This window comes from Gordonia oleivorans, from assembly GCF_040044975.1.
In the GTDB taxonomy this organism is placed as follows: domain Bacteria; phylum Actinomycetota; class Actinomycetes; order Mycobacteriales; family Mycobacteriaceae; genus Gordonia; species Gordonia oleivorans.
Window position 1 is genome coordinate 407,998 of the sequence record NZ_JBDZDI010000001.1, and the last position, 21,525, is coordinate 429,522.

Here is a 21,525-nt window from a genome sequence, read left to right on the forward strand (position 1 = left end):
CGTGCGGGCGGCGGCGACCCGACGGTTATCTGGTGGTGCGGTATCGGCCGCGTCGACTGCACCGCCCGGTCGGTTACGGTTCACCTGGATACCGAACCGGTGCGCATCAGGACCACATCGATCGCCGCGGTGATCGCGAAGTCGAACTCGGCGTCACGGTCGTAGCGCGCGAGTTCCTGCGCAGCCTCGGTGACGCGTGGCAGGCCGGACTGTTCGAGCACCTCGCGGCGCGACGACCATCCGAGATCATCGCCGACCCCAAACGTGGGGTCGACGTTGACTTCTCGCAGCAAGGTACCGACGAGTGCGGCGACGAGCGTACGCAGGAGGCGCACGGCCTCGGGGACCGCACATCCGGCATCCCGCAGCACGGCGAGAAATGCGTCGACCGGCGCGAGCCCGGCCGGCGACGCCAACTGCCGGGTGAGAACCAGCGACGCGGCCTCGGGATGAGAGAGCGCACGCACCCGAAATGCGTCGGCGATCGCGCGCAGATCCGTCGCGGTGTCACCAGTTCGTCGGGGCAAGTCGATACCGCTGAGCAGATGTTCGGCGACGGCGTCGAGTACGTCGTCTTTGCCGTCGACGTGGTTGTACAGACTCTTGGCGTCGACGCCCAGCAGACGGGCCACCGATCGCATCGACACCTGCGGAACACCCTCGGCATCAATGACTTTCAACGTCGCTTCGACGATGGCGGCGCGGGAGAGTCCTGCACTGTCCTTGGGTGGCCGGCCCCGTCGGACCGGTTGAGGCGATCCCGTCATGAATCCCAGTATGCCCACCCCTTGAGTAAATCCACAGCGTGGGTATTGTGGTGACTCGGATTACCCTCACCGTGGGTAGTGGCGGGTCGGCGGCATACCGGCCCACGACGGCGACAACCTAAGGACAGTAGACCGACTGCCATGAAGGTCCATCATCTCAACTGCGGAACCATGCATCCGTGGGGTGCACCCGACGGTCTGGTCTGTCATGTGTTACTCGTCGAAACCCCGAACGGCCTGGTTCTCATCGACTCCGGTCTGGGGCTTCGTGATCGTGCGGCGCCCGCTCAACGATTCGGACCCGCTCGCCACTTCGTACGGCCGGTGTTCGACGAGTCCGAGACCGCGATCCGGCAGGTGCAGTCGCTTGGATACCACGCCGCGGATGTGACTGACATCGTGCTCACCCACTTCGACGCCGATCACATCGGAGGGCTGGCCGACTTTCCCCATGCGCGTGTGCATCTCACCGCCAAGGAGGACGCGGCCATGACGAATCCCGGCACACTGATTGAGAACCGCCGTTACCTCCCGGCCGGCCACGACCACGGACCCATCCTGGTCACCCATGATCCCGCCCAGGGCGATATGTGGCGCGGATTCGCGCGGGCGACCGAACTCACCGACATTGCGGACGGGATCGTGCTCATCGGTCTGCCCGGACACAGTCGCGGACATGCGGCCATCGCCGTCGATGCCCGCGATCCCGACGACCCGAACGCACCCGACCGGTGGGTTCTGCACATCGGCGACTCCCTCTATCACCATGGGCAGATCGACGGCAGCGGGCACACACCGCGGAGCCTGACCGCGATGGAGCGCGCCATCGCCTACGACTGGACACAGGTTCGGGCCAATCACCGTCGGCTGCGCGAACTCTGGGCCGAGAAGCAACCCGACCTGGTGATCGTCAACGCCCACTGCCCGACCCTGTTGCGCCGCGCCCGTGAGAGCGGGTAGGCCGTCTCCCCTCGCGCGACCCCACTCGGCTCGCGCGGGTCGTCGACGATTCACGGGAGCGACGACGACCCGCGCGAGTGGGCACTCACCACCAGGAGGTAATGCCAGACCCTCCCACCGATGTGGACGACGTAGTTGACTGGGATTCATGTTTGGAGCCGTCATTCATGCCCCCGGCGACGTTCGTTACGAAGAGCGTCCCGATCCCGTCATCCTCGAACCGACCGACGCGCTGGTGCGCACCGTCGCCGCGTGCGTGTGCGGATCCGATCTCTGGCGCTATCGAGGAATCGCGGACGTCAAGAAGCCCACGCCGATCGGCCACGAGTTCTGCGGGGTGGTGACCGCGGTCGGCGACGATGTCCGCAGCGTGACGCCCGGTGACTTCGTCGTCGGTGGATTCAACCCGTCGGACAACACCTGCCCGGTGTGCCGCAAGGGTGCAACGGCCAACTGCCAGAACGGTTCCCACTACGACGGTGCACAAGCCGAACAGATCCGCATCCCGATGGCCGACGGCACCCTGGTGGCCACCCCGGAGATGCCGCCGAACGACCTGATCCCGAGCCTGCTCACCCTGTCCGACGTCATGTGCACCGGGTGGCATGCGGCCGTCTCCGCCGGTGTCGGTCCGGGCACCAGTGTGGCCGTCGTCGGTGATGGCGCCGTCGGTCTGTGCGCCGTCCTCGCCGCGGTGCAACTCGGCGCCGAGACGGTGATCGCGATGAGCCGCCACGAACCGCGTCAACGCGTGGCCACCGAGTTCGGCGCCACCCACATCGTCGAAGAACGCGACGACGAGGGCATCGCCCGCATCCGGGAACTCACCGACGGTATCGGCGCCGACTGTGTCCTCGAATGCGTCGGCACCGAGGGCGCGCGACTGCAGGCCGCGGGCAGCGTTCGCCCCGGCGGCAACATCGGACTCGTCGGGGTACCTCACGGCGATCTGCCGATCGACCAACTCTTCTGGCGCAACGTCGGCATCAAGGGCGGTCCGGCGCACTGCCGCGCCTACCTGCCGCACCTCATGCAGCTCACCTGGGAACGAAAGATCAACCCCGGCTTGGTCTTCGACCTCGAACTCCCACTGAGCGAGGTCGCCGAGGGCTTCGCCGCGATGGATGAACGACGGGCGATCAAGTCGTTGTTGTGGCCGTAGGTCCGCTGCCCGTTGCCACTACCGCTCGCCGATCGTCTCCGGCACCCGAACCGGCAGCGTCGTGGGCTCCTCGATCCGCGCGCCGCCGCGGGCGGCACCGACTCCGGCGGCCACCACCAGGCCCAGCCCGATCACCGACAATGGACCCGGAACCTGGTGCAGCACAATCAGTCCGATCAGCATCGCGAACCCCGGTTCCAACGCCATCAGGGTGCCGAACGACGAGGTGGTAAGTCGTCGCAGCGCCTGCAACTCGAGCACGAACGGCACCACCGGCAGCAGGATGGCCAACCCCAGTCCGATCAGCCACAGTTGTGGGGTCATCCGACCCAGGGTGGCGGGACCGGCCACGACGGTCGCCACGATTCCGGCGACGGCCATCGACACCGCGAGTCCCTGCAGGCCGGACACCTCGTCGCCGACCTTCTGGGTGAGCAGGATGTAGGCACCCCAGCAGACCGCCGCGGACAGGGCGAACAGCACGCCGATCCCGTTGACGCCTCCCGACCACGGTTGGGTCAGCAACACCACCCCGAGCGCGGCGAGCGCCGGCCAGAGAACCCGTGCGCCACCGCGTGCGGTGAGGACCGCCACGCCCAACGGACCGAGGAACTCCAGAGCGCTGGCCGTGCCGAGCGGTATCCGGGCCGCGGCCCCCATGAACAGCATCACCGACCCGGCGGTGGCGACGCCGAGCGCGACGGCCGTGAGGAAACCGCGGCGGGTGAAGGCGCCCGGCCGGGGGCGAACGAACGCCAGCAGCAGCACACCGGCCCAGGCCAGCCGCAGCCAACCCGCGCCCTCCGCCCCGATGCGATCGATGAGTGCCACCGAGAACGCCAGGCCCAACTGGACGCAGAGCATCGAGGTGATGGCCATCGCCGTGCCGGTACGTGCCGCCGTGTGTTTCATGAATCCATTGAAGAACGGCGGGTTCGTTCGTGTCCACGTGATATTCCTGGACATATCGTTCGCCGATAATGAACAATCATGGCGTGGATCCTCGACGGCTGGAACTCCTGCTCGCCCTGTCCCGGCTGGGCTCGATGCGAGCGGTCGCCGACACCCATCACCTCACCACGTCGACGGTGTCCCAGCAGATCGCCGCACTGGCCAAGGAGACCAGGACACAACTGATCGAACCGGACGGTCGTCGTGTCCGCCTGACACCCGCCGGCCGACGACTGGCCGATCATGCGGTCACCATCCTGGCCGCGATCGACGCGGCCCTTCGCGATCTCGACCCCGACGCCGAACCGGTCGGCACCCTGCGAATCGGCGGTTTCGCCACCGGCATTCGCGTGTCCTTGATGCCCACCCTGGCCGAACTGGCCGCGACACATCCGGGGCTCCACACCATCGTCAGCGAGTACGAACCGATCGAGGCATTCGGTCTCCTCGCCGACGACGACCTCGATCTGGCGTTGACCTACGACTACAACCTCGCCCCGGCCACCCCCGATCCCGTCCTCGAGAGTGTCGCTTTATGGTCCACCCCTTGGGGTTTGGCGGTACCGGAACGCGCATCGGGCACCCTCGACCTGAACGACTACGCCGACCACGACTGGATCGTCAACTCCCGCAACAGCGCCGACGAGACCGCCGTGCGCGTGCTGGCCTCGCTGTCGGGGTTCACGCCGCGGATCGCGCATCAGATCGACAATCTCGACCTCGTCGAAGATCTCATCCTGGCCGGCTACGGCGTCGCCCTGTTGCCCCTGCATCGTCCGGCACGCGACGGCCTGACGGTGTTGCCACTCGGAGACCCCGACGTCCGGATGACCGCCTACGCCGTGACCCGCAAAGGCCGAGAACCGTGGCCGCCGTTGCGAGCCCTGCTGAGTCGGTTGATCCCCGCCGATTCGGCCCCGGTGCTGGATCGGTGGCCGCGGACCCTGTGACGAACCGTCGATGCGAGACGGAATACCTCACCGCATCGACCTGTTGTGGACTGTGACGGTTCGCGGATCTCTGCCCCGGGCCCCACCCCATTCGCCGCTACGAGCGGCCACTTGCCGAGAGGCGCATTATCCGCGGGCCGTCGCTCTCCTCCGCCGTGATGTCCTCAGTCGCCACTCGTGACGACAGCTTTGTCGTCGGCACGTGCGTCGCGCCACGCCTCGTGATCCCACTCCTGGGCATGCCCGCGCGACCGCGCCAAGGCCTCGATCCGGTGACACCGCTCCACGTAGTCGTGTAGGGCGAGGTTCACCGCCTCACTCTTCGTGTGCACGCCGCCAATTCGCATGACCTCGTGCAACGCCTCATGGTCAAGACTCATCTGCGCCAACACCACCCATCGAGTCGCCGCCGGATGCACGCGGAAAGCACACACACCGTACCGCCATCGACGACATCGACACCTCCGGAATAACCACCCACCCCACCCCGTTGACTCCCCCAGTTGCTCAAAATTGAGCAAATCCACAGAGGAGGTTCCCATGCCCGCCGTCACCGCCGACACCACCACCCTGCCCCGGCTGACACCGGCCGCGCTCGAGGACACCGAACGCGAGGTCCGCTCGGTCACCCGCGGCCCGCGTGGCTACGAGGGCGAGGGCTTCCCGGTGGTCAGGGCCTTCGCCGGGGTGTCCGCCGCGGCACTCGATCCGTTCATCCACATGGATCAGATGGGTGAGGTCGACTACCAGCCGGGTGAGCCCCGGGGCACCGACTGGCATCCGCACCGCGGCTTCGAGACGGTGACCTACATGATCGACGGCCGGTTCCAGCATCAGGACTCCACCGGAGGTGGTGGCCTGATCGAGAACGGCGCCACCCAGTGGATGACCGCCGGCTCGGGCATTCTGCACATTGAGACCCCGCCGGCCGAACTGGTCGAGTCCGGCGGACTGTTCCACGGCATCCAGCTGTGGGTGAATCTGCCCGCCAAGGACAAGTTCCTGACCCCGCGCTATCAGAACCTCGAGGGAGGTCAGGTCGCGCTCGTCGCCTCCCCCGACGGTGGGTCACTGGTCCGCATCATCGCGGGTGAGATCGACGGTCATGCCGGTCCTGGCTCCACTCACACCCCGATCACCGTCGCGCACGCCACCGTCGAGCCGGGTGCGTCGATCTCCCTGCCGTGGCGCCAGGATTTCAACGCCCTGGCCTACGTGCTGTCGGGCCGTGGAACCGTTGGCGCGCAGGCACGTCCGATCGAGCAGGGACAGCTCGCCGTGTTCGGTGCCGGCGATCGGCTGACCGTGTCGGCCGATTCCGGACAGGACAGCAACCGACCCGCATTGGAAGTCCTCCTGCTCGGTGGTCAGCCGATCCGCGAACCGGTCGCGCAGTATGGTCCGTTCGTGATGAACACCCGGGAACAGCTCGTCGAGGCGATCAACGACTTTCAGGCCGGACGGCTCGGCGTCGTACCGCCGGATGCGCTGATGCCGCACACCAGTGGCCGCTGATCACGCCATGAGTTCCGTTGCGCGAGAACCCGCCTCGTGGCGGCTGTTCATCGAGACCAGCGCACGCCTGCACACCCTGCTGGACGAGGAGCTACGCGCCCACTGTGGGATGTCGTTGTCGGACTATCACATTCTACTGATCCTGCAGGAGTGCCCGGAGCAGCGCGCCCGGATGCGCGACCTGTCGCGACGGATGGTGTTCTCCACCTCGCGACTGTCCTATCAGATCGACGTGATGGTCAAACGTGGCTGGCTCCGACGGGAATCGGCCCCCGAGGATCGCCGGGGCAGCTACGCCGTGGTCACCGAGGCCGGCCGCCAGGCATTCGCCGCGGCCGCTCGGGACCACGGCGAGGCCGTGACGCGCCTGTTCTCCACTGCCCTCTCGCCCGCCGACGACCGTCGCCTCGCGTCCATCATGGAGACCCTCACCCACCATCTCGATGACCTCTCGGATTCGGAGACCTCATGACCACCACCTCGCAGATCCGGGTGATCCGCGCCGACGACCGCCATCGCTGGGACAGCGAATGGCTCACCTCGCACCAATCCTTCCCCGCCACCGGCAATTTCGACCTGATCGGCAACGCCCACGGCGTCCTGATGGTCAACAACGACGACACCGTCGACGCCGGTGAGGGATTCGACACCCACCAGCACGCCGACACAGAGATCGTCACCTGGGTCGTCGAGGGATCGTTGCACCACAAGGATTCCCGCGGCCACGAGGGCGTCCTCACTCCCGGCGTGGTACAGCGGATGACCGCCGGCACGGGGATCATGCACTCCGAGCGCAATGCGTCCAGTCGGGCCGACAATCAGCGTCTGCGGGTGGTGCAGATGTGGGTGGCCACCGAATACGCCGGGGCCACACCCGGTTACGCCGAGGCCGACGTCAGTGAGGCACTGGTCTCGGGTGAACTCGTCCCGATCGTGTCCGGCCTCGATCACCATCGCGGTGTCGCACCGGTGACCCTGCCCAACAGCTACGCCGCGCTGCACGCGGCACGGATGCACGCCGGTGGCACCGTGACACTTCCGGCCGCCCCCTTCGGCCACCTGTATGTGGTCGACGGGACCGTCGACCTCTCCCTCGACGGTGAGGTCACCTCACTCGAGCGTGGTGACGCCGTCCAGTTCACCGATGCGACAGAGCAACCCGTCACCGCGACCTCCGACAGCGCGACATCCGACACCGAGATCCTCTACTGGGAGATGCACACCGGGTTCCCCGGGCACTGAGGGCATGTCACGTCACGGCTGCAACGACGGTTCGTCGGCGGTGGACAACGTCAGTACCGCCTCGACGATGATGTCCTGCTGCTCGATTTCCGCCTCGATCCGACGCAACAGCACGGCGACGTCATGCTCACGCATATCGCCGCGGATATCCACGGCCGCAACGAGGTAGTACTGCACCGGGCCCACGTATTCGACGTGTAGGTACGTCACGCGGTCGATGTCGGGATGCTCGAGCAGGAACCGCAGCATCGTGCCGCGCGTGACCGGCATCGCCGGTTGGCCCAACAGGAATTGACTGTTGCGCTGAATGAGGAAGATGGCGATCACACCGAGGAGCAGACCCACCAGAATGGAGCCGACCGCGTCGTACACGGCATTGCCGGTGATCTCGTGCAACGCCATTCCGGCCGCGGCGATCAGCAGGCCGGTGAGAGCCGCCGCATCCTCGAAGAACACCGCTCGCAGAGTGGAGTTCGAGGTGCGGCTGACGAACCGAAGTGGATGCATCGAGAGCCGTCGGCCACCCGCGTGCGCCTGCCGAACCGACTGCAGGAAGGAAACACCCTCCAGCACAAAGGATATGGCGAGAACGATATAGCCGACGAGATAGTTGGCGTCGGGTTCGGGATCGCGGAGGGAAGTGATGCCATGCATCACCGACACGGCAGCACCCACGGCGAACAGACCGAACGCGGCGAACATCGACCAGATGTAGGTTTCCCGGCCGTGGCCGAAGGGATGGGCACGATCCCGGCCGAGACCGCCGCGCCGTTCGGCAATGAGCAGGAACACCTCGTTACCCGAATCGGCCCAGGAATGCACCGCCTCGGCGACCATCGATGCCGAGCCGGTCAACACCGCGGCCGCCGATTTGGCCACCGCGATGAGAACGTTCATCGCGAACGCGATGATGACGGTCAGCAGTGATTCCGACCCGTCGGACTTGGGTGCCTCGTTCCGCTCCTGATCCACCTGCCGAGCATCTCACGGCGAGCGTCGTCCCTGCGGGACGAGCGCGGCGCACCCGGGAATCCCGGGTGCGCCGCACCGATGAGCTCAGCCCCGCTGTGAGAGGGTTATCCGAGGCTGAACGGCTTGCCGTAGAACGTCGTGACCTGCTCGGCGTTGCCAGTGACCACGTAGACGTTGGCGTAGGACCGCGCCTGCGCGTACCCGGCGCAGCCGTTGATCTGGATCGTCTCGTTGACGTAGCTCAGCTTGGCCTCGTCGACACCCTTGAAGGTCACCTTGGAGGAGTGCTTGTCGGCGCCGAAGTCGTCGGCACTCTCCACGTCGTTGACGTAGACGTTGACCGCCTGACCGGGCCCGATCGAGATCGAACCGCCGGCGGTGGCGGTCGCGGCGGTGACGTCGCCGCTGCTGTTGGCGGTGCCGCTGCCACCACCGTTGCTGGTGAGGCCGGAGATGTTGACCTGGCAGCCGATGACGTAGCCGGCCTGCACCTTGATCTTCTTGACCTTGGTGCTGGTGTGCACGGTGTAGTTCGCCGACACCCACGCATTGCGGTGCAGCGGCGTACCGCCCAGCGACGGGTTGATCGTGGCGTTCTCGCCGGTCCGGGTGACCGACACGACAGTGCCGTCACCCATGCGCTGCTGGTCGGTCTGCGACGGCAACGCGACGTGTACGTCGGCGGCGGCGACACCGGTCACCGACAGCAGCGCGGCGGCACCCATCGCGACGGGTCCGCCGAGCACGGCGAGACGCTTGAGACTGATGTTCATGGATCTCCCTCTCGGAGAATGGAAGTACGCCGGGATCATCGGCGCGGATGAGGAGTGGGGTGAAACGTCAGCCGATGGAGAACGGCTTGCCTTAGAGGTTGATCTTGCGGTGGTTGCTGCCGGTGGTCTCCACCGTGACGAAGGACCGCGCCTGCGCGTACCCCGCACAGCTCTGTACCTGCAGCTGCACGCGGTCGTAGTCGAAGTAGTAGGTACCCGACTTCTCGATGTCCTTGTAGTCGATCTGCGCGAACACGACCTGACCCGGCGTGATCGGGACACTGAGGGTGCCGGTTCCGGTGGGAGCGCTCGTGAGTGCGTTGAGGCTTCCGGTGAAGCCGACCGAAGCGCTGCCCACGTTGACCTGGCAGCCCACGATGTAGCCGACCGACAGGGTGGCGGCCGCGCCGTCGGTGGAGGTGCCATTGCTGCCCGGCGACGCGGATTCACCGGCGGGCCCGTTGTTGGGACCGGCGGCCGATTCCTTGAGCCCGGAGGCCTTGAGCACGATGTGCGCACTGACCCAGGCGGTGCGGCCGAGGCCGTTGCCGGCCAAAGATGGTGAGATCTGCGCGGATTCGCTGGTACGCGTCAGATCCAGGCCATCGCCGTGGGCGCTGCCGCCGGGCAGTCGCACGAATGCGTCGGCGTGTGCCGGCGCTGCCATCGCCAACCCCACCCCGAGTGCCGCGGCGCCCGCGGCTGCCGCGCGCACGGCCGCGCGGTTGCGCCGTGACTTGTTGGTGCTCATTGGTTCCCCTCACAGATGTCGTCAACGGTCGCGGTGTTCACGACCTCGCGAAGCGTACGGGGCCCACGGCAACCGGCCGGGGCCGATCAGATGGCGGCCAGGTGACCGTTGGCCGGTCGTCAGACGAATTCAATGTCCATGAAATCCGTTGTGTACCAATGTTGTTCGGTATGTCCGAGGTACGCCGGCGGCAATCTCGGACAATTCGGATAATTTGCGCTCCCGTGGCCGCGCACCTTCTGCCCCATTACAGTCAGCGGGTGCCTTCCCCAGTGATACCCGCGCCGGTCCGTCGGTGGTTCCTCTCCGACATCAGCCCCGAGCCCGCGGGACTGATGGGTCCGCACCGTATCCCCAGCGAGGAATCCCACACCCATCCGTGGTGGAAGGTGATGTGTCTGACGGGCGTCGACTACTTCTCCACGCTCGGCTACCAGCCGGGCATCGCCGTGCTGGCGGCCGGGACCATCGCACCGTTGGCCACCATCGTGCTGGTCGCCCTCACCCTGTTCGGCGCGCTTCCCGTTTACCGCTACATCGCGCGACGCTCCCATCGCGGCGAAGGCTCCATCGCGATGCTCGAGCACCTGCTATCGCGTTGGGGCGGCAAGATCTTCGTCCTGGTGCTCTTGGGTTTCGCGGCCACCGACTTCCTGATCACGATGACGTTGTCGGCGGCCGACGCCACCGCGCACTTCATCGAGAATCCGTTCGTGCCGTCGTTCTTCGAGGGCCACAACGTGGCCATCACACTGGTGTTCCTGGCGCTGCTGGCCGCGATCTTCCTCCGCGGATTCACCGAGGCCATCACCGTGGCGGTGGGACTTGTCGCGGTGTATCTGGCGTTGAACGTCGTCGTCATCGCCGACGGCCTCTGGCACCTGGCCACCACCCCGCACGTGATCGTCGACTGGCGTCACGCCATGACCGCCGAACACGGCAGCCCATGGATGATCGTGGCCGTCGCCCTGCTGGTGTTTCCCAAGCTGGCACTGGGATTGTCGGGCTTCGAGACGGGTGTGGCGGTGATGCCCCAGATCGACGGCTCCGACGACGACCCGCCCGACCATCCCGCGACCCGCATCGCCGGAGCACGAAAGCTGCTGACCACATCGGCCGTCATCATGAGCGTCCTGCTGATCACCAGCAGCCTCGTGTGCACGATCCTGATACCGGAGGACGAGTTCCAGCCGGGCGGGCCCGCCAACGGTCGCGCCCTGGCCTTCCTCGCCCACGACTACCTCGGCAACGGCTTCGGCACCGTCTACGACATCAGCACCATCCTGATCCTGTGGTTCGCCGGCGCCTCGGCGATGGCCGGACTCCTCAACCTGGTGCCGCGATACCTCCCCCGCTACGGCATGGCACCGGACTGGGCGCGCGCGGCCCGGCCCCTCGTCGTGGTTTTCATCCTCATCGCGGCCGGGGTGACGGTGTACTTCGGTGCCTCCGTCGACGCCCAGGGAGCCGCGTACGCCACCGGCGTCCTGGTGTTGATGACCTCGGCCGCAGTGGCGGTGACGTTGTCGGTGCGCAAACGGCGACGCACCGTCGCGACGGTGGCCTTCGCCGCCATCTCGATCATCTTCGCCTACACCACCATCGCCAACATCATCGAACGGCCCGAGGGCGTGCAGGTCGCCGCCTTCTTCATCGTGGCGATCCTCATCGTCTCCTTTGCCTCCCGGATCAACCGTTCCTTCGAACTGCGCAGCGGCGAGATCACTTTCGACGACACTGCACAACGCATCATCGATGCCGCAGCCGAATTCGGGCAGATCCACATCGTCACCCACGATCCGGAGGAACGCTCTCTCACGGAATACCACGAGAAGGAGATCCAGCAACGCGCCGAAAGCCACATCCCCGACGCCGAGCAGATCATATTCCTCGAGGTCAACGTGACCGACTCGTCCGAATTCAGCACCGATCTCGAGATCCACGGCCGCTATCACGAGGGCGGGTTCCGCATCCTCTGGGTCGATTCCGCAGCGGTACCGAACACCATCGCGTCGGCGTTGTTCGCCATCCGCGATTGGACCGACATCGTCCCGAATGTGTATTTCGAATGGAGCGAGGCGAATCCGCTGGTGAACCTGCTCCGCTTCCTGTTCATCGGCGAGGGCGAGGTCGCGGCGGTGACCCGCGAGGTGGTGCGTCGGGCGGAACCGGACATGACCAAACGGCCCGCCGTGCACGTCGGATGACGCGCCATCGGCAATCCGGCGCCGTGTCGGTCGCGAACCCCTGAGTGTCCACACCATCGAGGTCACCAGGAGTCGACATGCACAAGTCCACCCGTCTCGCACTCGGATTCGCCATCGCCACCGCCGGAGCGGGCGCCATCGCCTTCGCCGCCGCCCCCGACGCCGCCGCGGCGCCATCCATCTGTCCCGCGCTGCCCGGCCAAACCGCAACCGCCCCAGGATGTTCGGCGGCAGCAACCGATAACGGCCTGAGCCTGGCGATCTCCGCCGACGGCGGAAACGCCACATCGACCGCCACCAACCTCGCCGCCCCCGCCGCGATCGCCATCGGACCGAACGCCTCGGTGACCATGACCGGAGTGCGCCCCGGACTCGCGATCGGAATCGCCGGCCCGGGAGCATCGGTGACCGTCAACGGCGTCACCGGACCCACCTGCACCGGAACCGGTCCCGCCTTCGCCGGCGACTTCCAGACCGTGCAGGGGTGCTGGAGGTAAATCGCTGCACGACAGCATGCTTCACAGTTTACCGCCCCTCCACTGACAGCGCCCGCACCCACGTTGACAGCGCTCTGTCCGACGTTCACAGCGCTCTGTCCGTCGTCGTTCACAGGGCTCTGTCCGTCGTCGTTCACAGGGCTCTGTCCGTCGTTCACAGGGCTCTCCTCCACGTTGATAGCAGAGTCCAGAGCGCTGTCAGCGAACTTCAGAGCGCCGTCAACGACGAGGCGAGCGCTGTCAGTGACGTCGCGAGCGCTGTCAGCGAGATACAGAGCGCTGTCGGTGCATGACAAACGTCATGGGGCATTGATGACATCTGCTCTGGGTGCGCCGACCCCGCAGCGGGCATCGTGAGATGCATGACCACAGCACCCGCGATCCGCACCCAGGACCTCCGCAAGACGTTCCGCGGCCCACACGGCCACCGCGTCACCGCCGTCGACGGCCTCGACCTCACCATCAATCCCGGCGAGGTGGTGGCCTTCCTCGGCCCCAACGGGGCCGGCAAGACCACCACCATCGACATGATCCTCGGACTGACACAACCCGATTCGGGATCGGTGACGGTGTACGGCCGGTCGGCCCGAAGCGCCGCACGTGGCGGCCGGATCGCCGCAGTCCTGCAAAGCGGTGGCCTGCTACCGGATTTCACCGTCGAGGAGACGATGCGCATCGTGGCGGCGCTGCACGGCCGCAGCGGCGACGTCGAATCGGCGATGTCGCGTGCCGATATCGCCCACCTCGCCGGCCGAAAGGTATCCCGGTGCTCCGGCGGTGAACAGCAACGCCTCAAGTTCGCGCTCGCCACCCTCCCCGACCCGGACCTCATCGTGCTCGACGAGCCCACCGCGGGAATGGATGTCGAATCACGGCGCGCCTTCTGGTCGGCGATGCGCACCGACGCCACCAACGGCCGCACCGTCGTCTTCGCGACCCACTACCTCGACGAGGCCGACGACTTCGCCGACCGCATCATCATGATCGCCCACGGCCGGATCGTCGCCGACGGATCGACCGCCGAGATCCGCAACATCGCGAGCCGGCGCATCGTGTCGGCCATCGTCGACGACGCCGAACTGGCAACAGTGGCGAGGGTGATCGTCGACCTCGAGGTCACCGAACGACGCGGCGGCCGAACCTATCTGTCCGCGGCCGACTCCGATGCGTTGGCCCGCTGCCTGCTCACCTCGACCCACGCTCGCGAGGTCGAGATCGCCACGCACAACCTCGAAGACGCCTTCGTCGCACTCACCTCGGCCGCCTGATCCGCACTCCGCTCGATCCACACATCAACCACCCTCGAAGGACACCACCATGACCACCGCAACGATCGATCAGCCGGCCGAGCAGCGCTCGACGAGCCTCACCAGCCTCATCCCCTCGGCCACCTACCTGCGACTCGACATCCGCCGGGTCCTGCGCAACCGACGCGCGATGATCTTCACCGTCGCGATGCCCGCGCTGCTCTACCTGGTGTTCGGCGCCACCCAGAACACCGACGACACGGTCGGTTCCGGCAACGTCGCGTTCTACGTCCTCATCGGCATGGCCGTGTACGGCGCCATTCTCGCCGCCGCCTCCAACGCCGCATCGGTGGCGATCGAACAGCAGGCCGGCTGGACCCGCACGCTGATGATGACGCCCCTGCGGCCGTCCGGATATGTCGCCACCAAGGTCGGCGTCGCACTCGCGATCGGCGCGTTGCCGATCCTGGTTCTCTCCGTTGCGGGCGTTGCGACCGGGGCGCATGCACCCGTCGGGATCTGGATCGCCTGCCTACTCCTCGGCTGGATCGGCGCATCGGTGTTCGCCGCCTTCGGGCTGGCCGTCGGCAGCCTGATGCGCTCCGACGGTGCCATGCAGGTCATGGGCGGCGTCCTGGCCCTGCTCGCGTTCGCGGGCAACGTCTTCGTCCCCCTCAAGGGCGTGATGCTCACCATCGCGCAGTTCACCCCGATGTTCGGCGTCGTCACCCTCGCCCGCTACCCCCTCGACCACGGAGTGACCGTCTACGGCACCCACATCCCACTGTGGGTCGCGTGCGCCAACCTGATCGTGTGGGGCGTGGTCTTCGCTTCGACCGCCGCAGTCTTCTACAGTCGCAGTACAACTCGTCAGTGACGAGCAACGCAGAACACCGCAGAAACGGCCCACACAATGACCGACATCCACCCCGCGTGGCGAACGCCCTGGCGCAACATGCGCTGGGCGTTCGTCGCCATCTGGATGCTGTTCCTCGGCTATCCGCTCGGCGCGGTGATCGGCTCGGACCACTCCGCGCCGGTCAAGGCGATCGGCTACGCCCTCGTGGGGGCTTTCGCGCTCGTCTACCTGCTGGCCAGCGTCTACGTGCTGTCGGGCCGCACCGGGCCGGATCGCCGCGGGGTACCGGTCTTCGGGGTGCTGGCGCTCCTCACGATCGGCCTGCTCCCGATCATCGGCGAGGGTGCATTCGGCACAGCACCATTCCTGATGGTGGTGGCGGCGTTCACCTTTCCGTACGGCTGGGCAGCGACCACCATCTGCGGTGTCGTCGTGTGCGCCCTGGCCATCCCGGCCATCGCCGGCTGGGAGCAGGACCTCGGCCTGGTCGTCGTCCTCGTCGCGGTGGGCTTCACCATGCTGGGCTTTCGCACCATCGCGATGCGCGAGAACGAACGGGAACGCGCCGAAGAACGCCGTCGCGAACTCGACGCCGAACTGGCCGTCGTCGCCGAACGTGAACGCGTCGCACGCGACGTCCACGACATTCTCGGCCATTCACTGACCGTGATCACCATCAAGACCGAACTCGCCGGTCGCCTCATCGACCTCGATCCCCAACGCGCGAAAGCCGAGATGTCCGAAGTGAATCAACTCGCCCGGGACGCCCTCGCCGAGGTCCGCTCCACCGTCGGACAGTTGCGCACCCCGGATCTGCCCAGCGCCATCGCCGGCGCCGAAAGCGCCTTGCTCGCAGCCGGGATCACCGCCGACCTACCCGGTCGGAACATCCACACACCCAACGGCTCGCTGTTCGCGTGGGTCCTGCGCGAGGCCGTCACCAACGTGGTCCGCCACAGCGGCGCCTCCCGCTGCGTCGTCGTGATCGATGACACCTCGATCACTGTGCGGGACAACGGTTCCGGAATGGGCGCATCCGGATTCGGCAACGGGCTGCGCGGATTGACCGAACGGGTCGAGTCCGCGGGCGGGACCCTGAGCGTCACCTCCGACGCCGACGGCACGGCGGTGACGGCGGTGACGGCGGTGAGGACATGAGTGGCCCGATCCGGTTGCTCCTCGCCGACGATCAGGCCTTGGTGCGTGGAGCACTCGCCGCACTCCTCGACCTCGAACCCGACCTCGATGTGGTGGCCCAGGTCGGTCGAGGGGACGAAGTCGTCGCTGCGGCACGCGATTCCGGCGCACAGGTCTGCCTGCTCGACATCGAGATGCCGGGAATCGACGGAATCGACGCGGCGGCCGCGGTACACGCCGAACTACCCGACGTCCACTGCCTGATCGTCACCACCTTCGGCCGACCCGGATATCTGCGGCGCGCCATCGAGGCCGGGGCATCGGGATTCGTCGTGAAGGACACCCCGGCAGCCGAATTGGGCGATGCGGTCCGCCGTGTACACGCCGGCCTACGAGTGATCGACCCGATGCTGGCCACCGAAAGCCTCACCAGCGGCGACAATCCACTCACCCCACGCGAATCCGAGGTGTTGCGGGCCGCCCTGACGGGCGCGACGGTGGCCGCCATCGCCGCCGAGGTCCACCTGTCGGCCGGGACGGTCCGCAATCATCTGTCATCGGCGATCGGGAAGACCGGCACCGCCACCCGCGCCGAGGCGGCGCACGTCGCCCGCGAGCGCGGCTGGATCTGATGCCGGCCGAATCGACTGCCGCTCAGTCGAAGTCGACGTCGAGACCCCGCAGATATGCGGCCTGGCCGACGTGCTGGGCGTCGTCGTCGAGAATGCTCACCAGCCGCACCCCGAGAGTGACCGGCGGGTCCCACCGCGTGTCGATGACGCGGTCGAGGTCGTCGTCGTCGAGCCCGGCCAGATAGTCCACGGTGACCTGGTGGGTGGCGTCGTAATACCCCAGCAGCAACTCGGCCGGCCCGACCACCCGGATCACGTCGGCGGCGCTCTGCCCGTACCCACTGGCCGACGGCTCGAACGGCAGCGCGAACCGGTCGAACCAGCCGTCGGAGGTCCACACCTCGTCAGTGCCGGCGACATCGGCGATCTGCGCGTCCTGCACCCGGGCCAGGTGCCAGATGAGCCACGCGATGGTGTTGGCACCGTCGGCGGGCCGATAGGTGAGCCGCTGCTCCTCGATGTCATCGAGTACGGCATGGACGTTCTCCCGGACCCGGGCGAATCCGTCGGCAAGGATTTCGGTGGATTTCATATGTCCACACCTACTCCCGTATCGCCGCAACCGCATGTGTCTGCCCAGATGCAAAGATTTTCTTCGCCGCGCGCGCAACCCTGGCCTGCGCGTCCGCGCCCGTCAACCATGGCGGGGTGTCTGACTCTGTATCCTCTGCCGCCGCGCAGTCCGCTGCCGCCTCGGCCCCTCCGTCGCAATCCCCCATCTCGTCGCGGCCCATCCGGTTCAACGCCTTCGACATGAATTGCGTTGCCCACCAATCACCGGGGCTGTGGCGCCACCCCGCCGACCGTTCGTGGGATTACAACACCCTCGACTACTGGGTCGACCTGGCACGTCTGCTGGAGACCGGCGGTTTCGACGGCCTGTTCATCGCCGACGTTCTGGGTACCTACGACGTGTACGCGGGCACCGACGAGGCCGCCATCCGGCAGGGCGCCCAGATCCCCGTCAACGACCCGCTGCTGCTGGTCTCGGCGATGGCCCACGCAACCGAACACCTCGGCTTCGGCATCACCACCGGCACCGGCTTCGAGCATCCGTATCCGTTCGCGCGCCGCCTGTCGACGCTGGATCACCTGACCAGGGGCCGCATCGGGTGGAATGTGGTCACCGGCTACCTTCCCTCCGCCGCACGGAACATGGGCGACGACGACCAACTCGCCCACGACAGCCGCTACGACCACGCCGACGAGTACCTCACCGTGCTCTACAAGCTGTGGGAGGGCTCCTGGGAACGGGACGCCGTGCGCCGCGACCGCGCGGCCGGTGTGTTCGCCGATCCCGAGAAGGTCCACCACATCGGTCACCGCGGCGAGCATTTCACGGTTCCGGGAATTCACCTGTCCGAGCCGTCGCCGCAGGGCTCGCCGGTGATCTACCAGGCCGGCGCGTCGCCCCGCGGACGACGCTTCGCCGCCCAGAACGCCGAAGCCATCTTCGTCGCCGCCCCCACCAAAGCCATTCTGCGCGAGACTGTCTCGAAGATCCGCGACGAGCTGGTGGCAGCCGGCCGGGGCCCCTACGACGCCCGCATCTACACCCTGCTGACGATCATCACCGACTCCACGCCCGAGGCCGCCCGCGCCAAGGCCGCCGACTATCAGCGCCACGCCAGCGCGGAAGGGTCGCTGGTGTTCATGTCCGGATGGATGGGCATCGACCTCGCGTCCTATGACCTCGACGAACCGATCGGCAACGTCGAGAGCAACGCCATCCAGTCCGCGGTGGCCGCCTTCCAGCAGGCCTCCGAGTCGGGCGACGAATGGACGGTGCGCGACATCGCCGCGTGGGGCGGCATCGGCGGGATGGGACCGGTGCTCATCGGTTCCGGCGATGAGGTCGCCGAGGCACTCGAGAGCTGGGTCGCCGACACCGACGTCGACGGTTTCAACCTCGCCTACGCCATCACCCCCGGCACCTTCGCCGATGTCATCACCCACGTCGTTCCCGCGTTGGAACGCCGCGGACTGTATCACCGCGACTACGTCCCGGGTACGTTGCGGCACAAGCTGTTCGGCCGTGGTGACCTGCTCCCCGACAATCATCGTGGGGCATCGTTCCGGGTCGGTGGACCGGCCTCGACGATCGACGACTCCATTCGTGAGGTCGGTGCCCACGGTCGGCTCGTCGCACCGGGAGTACTCCGATGATCGTCGTCTCGCATCTCACCAAGGTCTTCGACACCCCGTCGGGTCCGTCGACGGTTCTCGACGATGTCTCGTTCACCGTGGCCGGTGGCGAGGTGTTCGCCGTGGTCGGCCCGTCCGGTGCCGGCAAGAGCACCCTCGCCCAATGCCTGAATCTGTTGCAGCGCCCCACCTCCGGTGAGGTGATCGTCAACGGCGAGAACCTCGCGCACCTCGACTCCGCGGCATTGCGGGCGGCGCGTCGACGGATCGGCACCGTCTTCCAGTCCTCGAGCCTGCTCTCGCGCCGCACCGCCGCCGAGAACGTCGCCCTGCCCCTGGAATACCTCGGCGCCACCAAGGGTGCGACGCGCTCCCGGGTCGCCGAACTCCTCGACCGGGTGGGCATGGCCGACCGCGCGAATCTGTATCCGCATCAGCTCTCCGGTGGCCAACGTCAACGCGTCGGCATCGCACGCGCCCTGGCACTCAAACCCTCGGTGCTGCTGTCGGATGAGGCCACCTCCGGACTCGACCCGGTGGCCACCGAGTCCTTCCTCGACCTGCTCGCCGACGTCCGCGACGACCTGGGTCTGGCCGTCGTGTTCATCACCCACGAGATGGATCTGATCACCCGGATCGCCGATCGGGTGGGTCGACTCGATCATGGCACCATCGTCGAACAGGGATCGGTGGTCGATCTTGCCCTGGACCCCGATTCCTCTCTGGGACAATCACTTCGGCCCCACGGAGTTCCCGCTCCGGCCGCCGCCGGCGAGGTCGCGGTGGTGGTCACCTACCATTCGGCGACGGTTCCGTCGGACTGGATCACCCGGGTGTCGACGCGCATCGGCGCTCCGGTGGGCATCCTCGGCGCCAACGTCCAGAGTGTCGACGGTGTCCCCGTGGGTGAGCTCACCGTGTCCGTCAACGCGGGGTCCGTCGACGAATTCGTCGTCGCCGCAGACGAACTCGGCGTGACCGCACGACCCACCGCGCAGGCCGCACGCGAGGTCGCCGCATGAGCGCGCCGAGTGACACCCACAACCTCGCCTCGATCACCGTGCCGGTCAACGAGATCCCGTCGCTGCTGATCCCGGCCTTCGTCGACACCGTCATGATGGTGAGCATCGTGATGGTCATCGTGCTGATCGTCGGCGTGCCGCTGGGTGCCCTGATCCACAATCTCGCCCCGGGCGGTCTGTTCGAACGCCGCTCACTGCACACACCCCTGTCGTGGGTCATCAGTGTCGGGCGGTCACTGCCGTTCCTGGTGTTGATGACGGCGATCATTCCGTTCACCCGGTTCGTCACCGGCACCAACATCGGCATCGCCGCGGCGGTGGTACCGATGTCGATCGCCGGCATCGCGTTCTTCACCCGCATCGTCGAGAACTCCCTGCGGGCGGTGCCCACCTCGGTGGTCGAGGTGGCCATGGCATCCGGCGGGTCCAACGCCCAGATCGTCTGGTCTGCACAGATTCCCGAGGCACTGCCGAACATCATCGGCGGTCTGACGATCAACACCATCGCGATGATCGAGTACTCGACGATCGCCGGCACCATCGGCGCCGGCGGCCTCGGCTACATCGCCGTCACCTACGGCTATCAGCGGTTCGACCACGGCGTGATGATCGCAACCATCATCGCGCTGGTCGTCACCGTCGCACTCATCCAGGTCGGTGGCGACGCCCTCGTCCGCCACCTCACACCGGAGCGCAAGCTCGCCACGCGACGCTGAAACACGGCTTCACACAACCACTCTCATTACCCGCCCCATCCACGAAAGGCGCTACCCCCATGTCTCAAACCACCGATTCCCCACCCGGCGCTCCCGCCCCGGGTTCGGACACCCCGGACTCCGGCGACCACAACGGCATCCAATTGCGTTCCCGCCGCCGCTGGCCCTTGATCGCCGGTGCCGCCGCGGTCGTGGTGATCGTTCTCGCCGCGGTGATCGCGTGGCGGTTCGCCGGTTCGGATGAGGCCTCACCCAACGACACCCCGGGCGCGACGCTGACGGTCGTCACCGCCGAGGGCAATGCCAGCGAACAGGCGCTGGTCAATTTCGTCGCCACCCAGGTCGCACCCCGCTACGGCATCACCGTCGCCTTCCGCGGCCTCGCCGACTCCACCACCCTCAACCGGGCCGTCAGCGACGGTGAGGTCGCGGGCACGATCTATCAGCACAAACTGTGGCTCTCGCAGGTCCTCGCGGCCAATCCGGACTTCCAGGAGGAGGCGGCGACACCGGTCTTCCGGTGGGGCTTCGGCATCTGGTCGGACAAGCACGCCTCACCGACCGACCTGCCACAGAACGCGAAGGTGTCGCTCTACTCCGACCCAGCCAACGAGGCGCAGGGACTGTGGCTGCTCGAGCGCGCCGGCCTGATCACCCTCAAGCCGGGCGTCGACAAGTGGACCGCCACCCAGGACGACATCGCGTCGAATCCGCGGAACCTGCAGTTCACCCTGCTCGACTTCGCCGCGCAGTCCCGGGCGTTGCCCGATCTCGACGCCACCGTGGGCTACACCGAGTACTACCTCGCGGCCGGTGTCGATCTCTCCAAGCAGATCTTCGCCCCGCCTGCCCCGGACGAGTTCGCCGGTCAGCTGACCATCGGCAGCAAGTGGCGTGACTCCGAGAACATCAAGAAACTGGTGGCGGCGTTCAAGGACCCGGCCGTGCAGCAGTACCTGGCCACCGATCCCGCGGTGAAGAACATCCTGTTGCCGCTCTGAGCAGGTTCACCCGAGGCGG

General features: G+C 66.9%; 22 protein-coding genes and 1 pseudogene. 16 read left to right on the forward strand and 7 right to left on the reverse strand.

The window, feature by feature from the left end; all coding sequences use genetic code 11:
- Nucleotides 1-80: 80 nt before the first annotated feature.
- The gene (locus ABLE92_RS01795; RefSeq protein ID WP_348802818.1) at nt 81-767 is read right to left on the reverse strand and encodes a TetR/AcrR family transcriptional regulator; all 687 of its coding nucleotides are present in this window, start codon (nt 765-767) and stop codon (nt 81-83) included.
- 141 nt (nt 768-908) lie between these two features.
- Here ABLE92_RS01795 and ABLE92_RS01800 point away from each other — a divergent pair, with 141 nt between their 5' ends.
- Together ABLE92_RS01800 and ABLE92_RS01805 are read left to right on the forward strand one after the other, a co-directional pair.
- Nucleotides 909-1,727 (forward strand): MBL fold metallo-hydrolase, encoded by an 819-nt coding sequence (locus ABLE92_RS01800; RefSeq protein WP_348802819.1) that lies wholly within the window; start codon nt 909-911, stop codon nt 1,725-1,727.
- Between the two features lie 148 nt (nt 1,728-1,875).
- Complete coding sequence (locus ABLE92_RS01805; RefSeq protein WP_348802820.1) at nt 1,876-2,889, forward strand: zinc-dependent alcohol dehydrogenase family protein; 1,014 nt, start codon at nt 1,876-1,878, stop codon at nt 2,887-2,889.
- A gap of 18 nt (nt 2,890-2,907) precedes the next feature.
- Here the strand turns inward: ABLE92_RS01805 and ABLE92_RS01810 are convergent, their stop codons facing one another.
- Nucleotides 2,908-3,801 carry an EamA family transporter gene (locus tag ABLE92_RS01810; protein WP_348802822.1) on the reverse strand — a complete coding sequence of 298 codons (894 nt, stop codon included), beginning with the start codon at nt 3,799-3,801 and terminating at the stop codon, nt 2,908-2,910.
- A gap of 83 nt (nt 3,802-3,884) precedes the next feature.
- Here ABLE92_RS01810 and ABLE92_RS01815 point away from each other — a divergent pair, with 83 nt between their 5' ends.
- Nucleotides 3,885-4,790, forward strand: coding sequence for a LysR family transcriptional regulator (locus tag ABLE92_RS01815; RefSeq protein WP_348802824.1), 906 nt, complete (start codon nt 3,885-3,887; stop codon nt 4,788-4,790).
- A 245-nt stretch (nt 4,791-5,035) separates the two neighbouring features.
- Here the strand turns inward: ABLE92_RS01815 and ABLE92_RS01820 are convergent.
- A pseudogene (locus tag ABLE92_RS01820) lies at nt 5,036-5,170 on the reverse strand (type II toxin-antitoxin system VapB family antitoxin); the annotation flags it as partial.
- A 160-nt stretch (nt 5,171-5,330) separates the two neighbouring features.
- Between ABLE92_RS01820 and ABLE92_RS01825 the strand changes: the two are divergent.
- Genes ABLE92_RS01825 through ABLE92_RS01835 form a run of 3 tightly spaced genes read left to right on the forward strand, consistent with a single transcriptional unit; the run spans nt 5,331 to nt 7,547 of the window.
- The gene (locus ABLE92_RS01825; RefSeq protein WP_348802826.1) at nt 5,331-6,305 is read left to right on the forward strand and encodes a pirin family protein; all 975 of its coding nucleotides are present in this window, start codon (nt 5,331-5,333) and stop codon (nt 6,303-6,305) included.
- A gap of 7 nt (nt 6,306-6,312) precedes the next feature.
- Nucleotides 6,313-6,777, forward strand: coding sequence for a MarR family winged helix-turn-helix transcriptional regulator (locus ABLE92_RS01830; protein WP_348802827.1), 465 nt, complete (start codon nt 6,313-6,315; stop codon nt 6,775-6,777).
- On the forward strand, nt 6,774-7,547 hold the full coding sequence (locus tag ABLE92_RS01835) for a pirin family protein (RefSeq protein WP_348802828.1): 774 nt from the start codon (nt 6,774-6,776) through the stop codon (nt 7,545-7,547). Before ABLE92_RS01830 ends, ABLE92_RS01835 begins: the two co-directional genes overlap by 4 nt.
- A 12-nt stretch (nt 7,548-7,559) precedes the next feature.
- On the opposite strand, the gene ABLE92_RS01840 is transcribed toward ABLE92_RS01835, so the two are convergent.
- From ABLE92_RS01840 to ABLE92_RS01850, 3 genes are all read right to left on the reverse strand, one after another.
- Complete coding sequence (locus ABLE92_RS01840) at nt 7,560-8,519, reverse strand: cation diffusion facilitator family transporter (RefSeq protein WP_348802829.1); 960 nt, start codon at nt 8,517-8,519, stop codon at nt 7,560-7,562.
- Between the two features lie 104 nt (nt 8,520-8,623).
- A complete protein-coding gene (locus tag ABLE92_RS01845; protein WP_348802830.1) occupies nt 8,624-9,292 on the reverse strand; it encodes an MspA family porin in 669 nt (222 codons plus the stop codon).
- A 91-nt stretch (nt 9,293-9,383) separates the two neighbouring features.
- Nucleotides 9,384-10,043, reverse strand: a complete 660-nt coding sequence (locus tag ABLE92_RS01850; protein ID WP_348802831.1) for an MspA family porin — start codon at nt 10,041-10,043, stop codon at nt 9,384-9,386.
- 335 nt (nt 10,044-10,378) lie between these two features.
- On the opposite strand from ABLE92_RS01850, the gene ABLE92_RS01855 reads away from it, so the two are divergent.
- From ABLE92_RS01855 to ABLE92_RS01880, 6 genes are all read left to right on the forward strand, one after another.
- Nucleotides 10,379-12,250: an APC family permease gene (locus ABLE92_RS01855; protein WP_348803199.1), complete on the forward strand. Its 1,872-nt coding sequence runs from the start codon at nt 10,379-10,381 to the stop codon at nt 12,248-12,250.
- Between the two features lie 77 nt (nt 12,251-12,327).
- A complete protein-coding gene (locus ABLE92_RS01860) occupies nt 12,328-12,747 on the forward strand; it encodes a hypothetical protein (protein ID WP_348802832.1) in 420 nt (139 codons plus the stop codon).
- 362 nt (nt 12,748-13,109) lie between these two features.
- Nucleotides 13,110-14,015, forward strand: a complete 906-nt coding sequence (locus tag ABLE92_RS01865) for an ABC transporter ATP-binding protein (RefSeq protein WP_348802833.1) — start codon at nt 13,110-13,112, stop codon at nt 14,013-14,015.
- Between the two features lie 49 nt (nt 14,016-14,064).
- Nucleotides 14,065-14,871, forward strand: coding sequence for an ABC transporter permease (locus ABLE92_RS01870; RefSeq protein ID WP_348802834.1), 807 nt, complete (start codon nt 14,065-14,067; stop codon nt 14,869-14,871).
- Nucleotides 14,872-14,907: 36 nt separating this feature from the next.
- Complete coding sequence (locus ABLE92_RS01875; protein ID WP_348802835.1) at nt 14,908-16,011, forward strand: sensor histidine kinase; 1,104 nt, start codon at nt 14,908-14,910, stop codon at nt 16,009-16,011.
- The gene (locus ABLE92_RS01880; protein WP_348802836.1) at nt 16,008-16,622 is read left to right on the forward strand and encodes a response regulator; all 615 of its coding nucleotides are present in this window, start codon (nt 16,008-16,010) and stop codon (nt 16,620-16,622) included. The genes ABLE92_RS01875 and ABLE92_RS01880 overlap by 4 nt, the downstream gene beginning before the upstream one ends.
- Before the next feature lie 22 nt (nt 16,623-16,644).
- Here ABLE92_RS01880 and ABLE92_RS01885 read toward each other — a convergent pair whose 3' ends face one another.
- The gene (locus ABLE92_RS01885; protein ID WP_348802837.1) at nt 16,645-17,154 is read right to left on the reverse strand and encodes a mycothiol transferase; all 510 of its coding nucleotides are present in this window, start codon (nt 17,152-17,154) and stop codon (nt 16,645-16,647) included.
- 185 nt (nt 17,155-17,339) lie between these two features.
- On the opposite strand from ABLE92_RS01885, the gene ABLE92_RS01890 reads away from it, so the two are divergent.
- Genes ABLE92_RS01890 through ABLE92_RS01905 form a run of 4 tightly spaced genes read left to right on the forward strand, consistent with a single transcriptional unit; the run spans nt 17,340 to nt 21,506 of the window.
- Complete coding sequence (locus ABLE92_RS01890) at nt 17,340-18,788, forward strand: LLM class flavin-dependent oxidoreductase (RefSeq protein WP_348803200.1); 1,449 nt, start codon at nt 17,340-17,342, stop codon at nt 18,786-18,788.
- Nucleotides 18,785-19,789 (forward strand): methionine ABC transporter ATP-binding protein, encoded by a 1,005-nt coding sequence (locus tag ABLE92_RS01895; RefSeq protein WP_348802838.1) that lies wholly within the window; start codon nt 18,785-18,787, stop codon nt 19,787-19,789. The genes ABLE92_RS01890 and ABLE92_RS01895 overlap by 4 nt, the downstream gene beginning before the upstream one ends.
- Nucleotides 19,786-20,505, forward strand: coding sequence for a methionine ABC transporter permease (locus tag ABLE92_RS01900; RefSeq protein WP_348802839.1), 720 nt, complete (start codon nt 19,786-19,788; stop codon nt 20,503-20,505). The genes ABLE92_RS01895 and ABLE92_RS01900 overlap by 4 nt, the downstream gene beginning before the upstream one ends.
- A gap of 59 nt (nt 20,506-20,564) precedes the next feature.
- Complete coding sequence (locus ABLE92_RS01905; RefSeq protein WP_348802840.1) at nt 20,565-21,506, forward strand: MetQ/NlpA family ABC transporter substrate-binding protein; 942 nt, start codon at nt 20,565-20,567, stop codon at nt 21,504-21,506.
- Nucleotides 21,507-21,525: the final 19 nt, after the last annotated feature.